A 7,456-nucleotide genomic window follows, 5' to 3' on the forward strand; every position below is an offset into this window, starting at 1 on the left:
TTATTTATCCCAAAAAACGAGTGGGGTACTAAGATTTCTTCCACTGTTTGTTACATTCGGATTACGAGTAATTTCACTTGTAGGATACCACATTGCTCTTGGATATGCATTAATACCCTTCAAAGGAATGTCAATCGGACCAAGTTCGGGAGCTTTGCTACTCTTATAAGGTGATTTAGCGTAATCAGTGCTTGGGCTCAATAGTGTAGGATAACCTGTACGACGGATATCATTATATGCTTCAACCGGATTAAAGAAGTTAGCAATCCATTTCTGAGTCATTACAATGCGAAGTTTTTCTTCGTTATTTGCTGCTGCATCAAATTTAGCTAAAACTTTTCCGACAAAAGCAGTAATTGCATCTGCTGCAATTGTGGGTACAGCAACACCATCAGCTTTTGCAGCTTGAGATACTGTATTTACGTGTGTTATAGAACGTTTGATACCAGCTTCTAAAGCAGCTTTTGCATCTCCAGTTACTTCTCCTGTTAAATAGAGTTCTGCCAATAAGAAAGGAACTGAATAAGCTTGTAGCATTTTCTCGGGTGCAATACCAGTACCTACGCTCTTATCACATTTACCACCTTTGCCATCATCATATTTTCCACCACATGGATAAATTCCAATAAAGGAAGAAGTGGAACGTTGGTCATTACCCGATGATGAAGAGTTTGATGCAAAAAATATAGAAACAAATGCTCCACTACGATAATCGGTTGTATTTTGCGCTTCACCGTCGGCTTTGATTTGATTAACCCAATAATATGGAATACGTGGGTCAGTAATACCAGCAAGTGGATTGTCTTTCACATTCAAGTCTAAACCAGACATTGTTTCAAAGAGCCACGGGCTGATATAATAAGTACTTTGACCACCAAGATATTCGTCAACATAGGCAGGATTACGTTCATCCGGATTATCTTTTGCTGTGTGCTTAAATTCAAAATCTTCTCCATCCTTTATGAAGTTGTTTTCAGCAAGCAAAGCTGTAAGTTTCTCATTCCAACCTGTGATTTCACCTTTTGCTTTTCTTGATTGTACCAGTAATTTAAGTTTCAGTGTATTACCCATTCTAATCCACTTATTTTTGTCACCATTGTAAATCAAGTCATCACTAGCAGGCTTCAATAAATTAGGTGCATCTGTATTATTCAAATTACCAATAGCCTCATCTACCAAAGCGAGTAAAGAGTTATAAACAGCTTGGCTTTTATCCAAAGCCGGAGCATAATTTCCTTCCACATTGAATTCTGTGAAAGGTACATCTCCCCATAAATCTACAACACTTGTAAATGCATAAGCTTTCAACAGTTTACCTATACCAGCGTAGATTAAGTTTCCTCCCTCTTCAGCAGCGGAAATTACAGCATCTGTGTTTTTTAAACCATAAGCATAAGCTTGCAACCATGAATTTCCGAGAGCTGCACTAGAAGCTGTTATACCAAAGTTATCAACTTCACGAGAAGATAAATGAAATACATAAGAAGGTAATGATGAACCTATATAATTGCCAGAAGCAAATGACATTGCAATGTCATATTCAGCTCCGGTCAATACTTTGTTTAATTCAGCTTTAGTCGGTTTATTGGGGTCATCATTGATGTCAAGGTATTGAGAACAACTAGTGTTGACAAACAAGACTGATGCCAATATAAATATATATTTTTTAATTTTCATACGTTCGGTTTTTAGAATGTGAGTTTAAGATTGAATCCATAACGTCTTGTATTAGGTGCAGAAGTATAGTCAATACCCTGTACATTGCCACCACCATAACTGCTGGCTGTAGGATCGTAATTACTATGCTTAGGAACATTTGGTGCCCAGAACCATAAGTTACGAGCTACAAATGAAATATTAGCTGAACCAATAAATGTCTTAGCCAACCAAGATTTGGGAAGTTGGTAACCAAGGCTTATTTCACGCAGACGGATTGTAGTAGCATCATAAACAGCTGCTTCGTCTACACCATTTATAGCGAATGAAGATACTGTAGAACTTCCACTAAACCATAAGTCATTCTCACGTAATTGGACATTATTAGGAATCTTATTTCCACTAGCATCCAACAATGGCTTCTTGGTAGAAGGATCAGCTAAGTAACCCGGCATGATACGAGAACCGTAACGGTTTTCTGTGTCTTGTGTAACACCGCGTCCCAACAAGTCTGTAATATAAGATGTCCAAACACATCCGCCAACTTGAGCATCTACCAAGAATGACAATGTTATACCTTTATAAGTAAATGTATTGTTCAAGCTTAGCTTATAATCAGGGGCAGGGTTACCCAAATATCCTTGTTCATCATCTACCAAATAGAAACCTGAATTAGGATCAACTAAAAGATTTCCTTCTTCATCACGTGCAAACTTATCTCCAACTAGCATACCATAAGGTTGACCAACTTCCAATACAGCTCCTGGAGTAGAGAAACCAGTATTCAAAGATACGCGGTCAACACCTTCTGCCAGCTCTTTTACTTCACTATCATTCTTCGTATAAGTGAAATACATATCCCATTTGAAGTTATTGTTCATAATGGGTACTAAATTCAAACCAACTTCGATACCACGATTGTTCATTTTACCAAAGTTTGTATAGTAGCTACCATAACCAGTGGAGTAAGGAAGGCTCAAAGGAGCAATCTGATTTGTTGAGTTACGATTGTACCATGTGAAATCCAAGTTTACTCTACTCTTCAAGAATTGCAATTCTGCACCAAATTCAACTTCAGAAGTAAACTCCGGTTTTAACTCAGGATCGAACATAGAACTTGGCAATGACAAGATTGGTCGTCCATTGAAAGGTTGTCCCAAACTAAATGTTCCGTTTTTGTAATAAGCACCAGCATCATTACCAACCTTAGCCCAGCTCAAACGTACTTTACCGAACTTGATAATATCTTCATTGATATTGAAAGCATCTGTGAATACAAATGAACCAGCAATAGAAGGATAGAAGAAACTACGATTGCCACTTGGCAAAGTAGAAGAGAAGTCATTACGTCCTGTAACACTCAAGAAAGCGAAATTCTTATAATCAAGAGTTGCTTCTGCAAAAATAGCCCACAAACGAGTTCTTGTATAATACTCTTCAGAAGTTTGTGATTCAGTATTGTTGATATTATAAACCCCAGGAGACATTATATTCAAACCTGTTGTTTGAGTATTAGTTGATGTAAACTGGTTCACATTGTGCCCCAAAGAACCTTTCAATCCCCAATCTTTATGAAGAGGAACATCGAAGCGGAGTAATAAAGTTGACTCAATTTCTTGTGTGTCATAAGATTCTACACGAATACGGCCTTTACCACCTACAGCTCTTGAACCGATGTTCAGTACTTCCTTACGATCCATTTTGAAATCATTGATACCTAGACGGTAATCAACAGAAAGCCATTTAGTGATATCGTAACCAACATTGAAATTGGCAACGGTTCTATCCATTGTTGTTCTAATCTTATTATATTTCCATGACCACAGCGGGTTATCTGCCTGATCACCAACAAAGAATAATGATTTATGGTCAGGAGTTTCATAAGGAAGAGACATGTCCCAGTTACGACCAAGGATTAGTGCACGGGCAAATGAAGACGCACCAATGTTACTAGATTGGTTATTACCAAACATAGGACCATTCTGCTGAGTTCTTGAGAAAGAAACATTTCCACCAACACGAACACCGTTAGTTAATGTTTGATTTCCACCTACGCTGATAGAATAACGACCAAAGTCTGCATCAGGAATATAACTATCTTGGTCCATCTTCGAAACAGTTGCAGTAAAATTACCGCTTTCTGTATAACGGTTGATATTCAACGACAAATCGTAAATACCTCCCATTTCAAACAAATCCTTTACGTTATTTTCGTAAGCTTTATAAGGAATCATTTTAGGTAGATCAGGATAAGCATTTCCATAAATATTGGCAGAGAACATGCTCAGAGGAACTTCAGTTACGTCAGTAAACGCAGCACCCCAAGAACCATTTACACCTTGAGCCATAAAGTTATCACCTGTACCGAATTTATTTTGGTAATCAGGCAAACCTGCAATTTGCTCCATAGTATAAGATGCGTTCAAAGTAATTTCCATACCTTTACCAGCTTTATTTTTGCTTTTTGAGCCACTCTTGGTTGTTATAAGAACAACACCATTTGCGGCACGAGATCCATACAATGCAGCAGCTGCCGCACCTTTCAAGACATTCATTGATTCGATATCATTCGGGTCAAGAGTAGAAATACCGCTACCATAAGCACCACCAGCTTCAGTTGCCTGATTTGAAGATGCAACTTCCGTATTACTATAAGGTACACCATCCACTACATAAAGAGGTTGATTGCTTCCAAGGAATGATGAGTTACCACGAATAGTCATACGTGTAGCAGAACCTGCCGCACCTGAAGGTGAGTTAATCACAACACCGGGAATTTTACCTTCCAAAGAACGTATCAAGTCCGGTTCAGCCTTTTGGATAGCTTCATCTGCATCCACTTTTGATACGGCGTAGCCTAATGAACGTTCTGCACGTTGAATACCGACAGCAGTTACTACAACCTCATCTAATAGTTTAGCATCGGACTTCAAGATAACTTTTAAGTTAGCTTTTATAGCCACTTCTTGGGTCTGCATACCAATGTAAGAAATTACCAAAGTCTTCGCAGAACTAATGCTTATAGATGTATCTAATAATCAGTGGATTATATTTAGAGGATAAGTTTATGCAACTTCGTCCAACCGCATTCTGAATATTTCAATAGAGGGATTACTATATTTAAGTTTATTCAATGTGATACCACTATTATTTATTAATGGCTGATATACTGTAAATTAGAGAATGTAATTACATATAGTGTTTTAATAAGAATATACTTCTTATTTTGAAAATGGAATTTTTCTCTAATATAATTACTTAATTTATATTCTTGTAATTCAATAGTTGAATTATATATAAAACGCCTACAGTAATTAATTTATTCCGGCCTCAAGTACTAATTAAGATTCAGTATTGTGGCATATTAATTGAAAATTTCTTCTATCCTTATTTTAAATATGCTATGTGCAAAGATAAAAGTTCCCTTCTCTAAAAAGAAATCTATAACCAAAGCTTTTGATTATAAAACCAAAGCCTTCGGTTATATAATCAAAGGCTCTGATTACATAATCAAAGGTTTTGATTTAAGTTCATCTTATTGATAAAGCATCTTTTATCTTAATGCGAATCAAGTTTCCTTTTTAACAGTAAGTAGTTTTTTATATTGATAATGTGAATCAGGAGTTGAATTAAATATATAATTGATTTTATAATGAATATAAATTGTAGATAATCACACCTCATTTTAATTTTTTTAGGTCTGAATTTGACCAAAACCGTATCAATTCCATATCTTCTGTGTTTAAAGAGATCCTTAAACATAGAAAATACAGACTTGGTACGGAAATATAATGGAGAAGGTAGTCTTTATTTTGATAAGACCATCGTTTGAGCGAAAATTTTATTTGTCTTTAGAATTGAATAATAAAGAATGGTTTTTCTGCAAATCATGTACAATAGTCATATCCATCACATTTGTGTATACTTGTGTTGTTTTAACGCTTTTATGGCCTAATAGTTTTTGAACAGTTGTAATATTTACTCCATTATAAATTAGTAAAGTAGCATTAGTATGTCGTGCCGTGTGAAAAGATATTTTCTTTGCTAACCCTGCTAAACGAGCAATTATGATTAACTCCTTATTTACATTTGAGTTATCTCTTAATCGAAAGAATTCTTGCAGATTATTTTGATACTTGCCAAGTGTAATTAGCCCTTTCCCGTCAAAAAGTAGATATAGAGGTAACCTGACCTCTGTATTTGTTTTAACGGACTTATAAATAAGCCAAATTTCTTGGCGAATCTCTACTATATTATCTGATGATAAATTCACAAAATCAGAGTACCTCATACCTGCATAACAGCAAAATAGAAATGCGTCTAATGTCTTTTGGTACTTAGAATATCTACCAGCTAAACTCAATTGTTCCAGTTTTTCAAGTTCTTCAGGGTTTAAATGTGTATGCTTATTCTCAATAGTTTTAATTTTATATTTTCGGAAAGCATATTTTTGTATTTCCATATAATCTTTATTTATAGCAACATTTATATGTCGCTTTAGGTGTTTCATGTGCTTGGCTATTGTATTGGTATGATAGCCTTTTGATTGCAAGAAATACTCGAAAGATGATATGAATTCAAATGTCAAGTCGGAAAAGGAAACGTCTCTTTTAAACTCTTGCAATAGAGAAAGAGTTGATAGATGATTTCGTTTAGAACTCTCCTTCATTGCAGAGTTTGTAACTTCTTGCCTGAAGAAAGGTATAAAAGATGTATTGTTTTCACTCGTACTCAAAACATCTTTCAGTAATTCTAAAGATATACGTCTGCCTTGTTGCCATAACTCAAGCTCTTTCTTTTCAATCATAGACATATACTCGTATATCAATCGATTTAATGCATCCGCATTAGGATGGTTTCTAACAATGAGCTTTTTAGCATCCCATTGTTCTGGCTTTAAATAGACTTTAGTGGAAAAATACTTTTTCTTTCTGTCTAAGTAGGCCTCTACTTGTACTAATGCCATTCCCTTTTTGTTCAGGCATTTTTTTCTGTTGTACACCAAATTGTAAATAATCTTACTCATTCCTCGCAATTTTAATTAATACTATGAACAAATAAGACGATATTCTGAGCTTTACGAGAACTGAATAAGAATTAATATCTGCAAAAAGAGACATTTTATAACGTTTCCTTTTGAGTTTTTGATATCTAAAAATTCTCAAAATGTCTCTTAGTAGAGCTTTATTATGCTTCTATTCGTTGATTTTTTAACCATTTTGTTTTAAAAAGTATGCTCCTTGAGAAGCCTATTGCAAAAATATCCGAAACAGAGTGATAGATAAACCTGCCCCATTTAGGTTTTTTAAGTACGAAAAAGCTGCTATTAAGCATAAAAAAAGGCAAAGAATTAACAGATTGATAGATTTACAAGGTTTTTTCAATAAAACAATTGTCTGTTTCATATTTATTAATATATTTGCATTTTGTTAGAGTAAAGAAACAATTAATGTAAAGTTAAACTTTAAGAGAGAATTTATGAAAAGAAAATTAATGCTGTTATTGGCCTGTCTTTTTGTCGGAATAGGCCTAGTAACTGCCCAAACTCAGAAGGTTACAGGTGTTGTAATTTCTGAAGAAGACGGGCAGCCAGTTATTGGAGCCTCTGTATTAGTAAAAGGTACACAAATTGGTACTATTACTGGTGTAGATGGTGATTTTACATTACCAAACGTACCAAGTTCTGCGAAGACTTTGCAGGTTTCATTCGTTGGTATGCAGACGCAAGAAGTATCTATTAAGCCTAATCTTAAGGTAGTTATGAAATCTGATTCAGAGGTACTTGACGAAGTTATGGTTG

At 35.2% G+C, this 7,456-nt stretch carries 4 protein-coding genes; 1 reads left to right on the top strand and 3 read right to left on the bottom strand.

The window, feature by feature from the left end; translation table 11 throughout:
* From Q1W14_RS15175 to Q1W14_RS15185, 3 genes are all read right to left on the bottom strand, one after another.
* Positions 1–1,677, bottom strand: coding sequence for a SusD/RagB family nutrient-binding outer membrane lipoprotein (locus Q1W14_RS15175; RefSeq protein WP_300702863.1), 1,677 nt, complete (start codon positions 1,675–1,677; stop codon positions 1–3).
* 11 nt (positions 1,678–1,688) lie between these two features.
* A complete protein-coding gene (locus tag Q1W14_RS15180; RefSeq protein ID WP_366945767.1) occupies positions 1,689–4,679 on the bottom strand; it encodes a SusC/RagA family TonB-linked outer membrane protein in 2,991 nt (996 codons plus the stop codon).
* Between the two features lie 818 nt (positions 4,680–5,497).
* The gene (locus Q1W14_RS15185) at positions 5,498–6,682 is read right to left on the bottom strand and encodes a site-specific integrase (RefSeq protein ID WP_300702865.1); all 1,185 of its coding nucleotides are present in this window, start codon (positions 6,680–6,682) and stop codon (positions 5,498–5,500) included.
* Positions 6,683–7,134: 452 nt separating this feature from the next.
* Here Q1W14_RS15185 and Q1W14_RS15190 point away from each other — a divergent pair.
* A partial coding sequence (locus Q1W14_RS15190; RefSeq protein WP_300702867.1) for a carboxypeptidase-like regulatory domain-containing protein occupies positions 7,135–7,456 on the top strand: 322 nt, incomplete at its 3' end.

The organism is Bacteroides sp. (genome assembly GCF_030151085.1).
GTDB lineage: Bacteria > Bacteroidota > Bacteroidia > Bacteroidales > Bacteroidaceae > Bacteroides.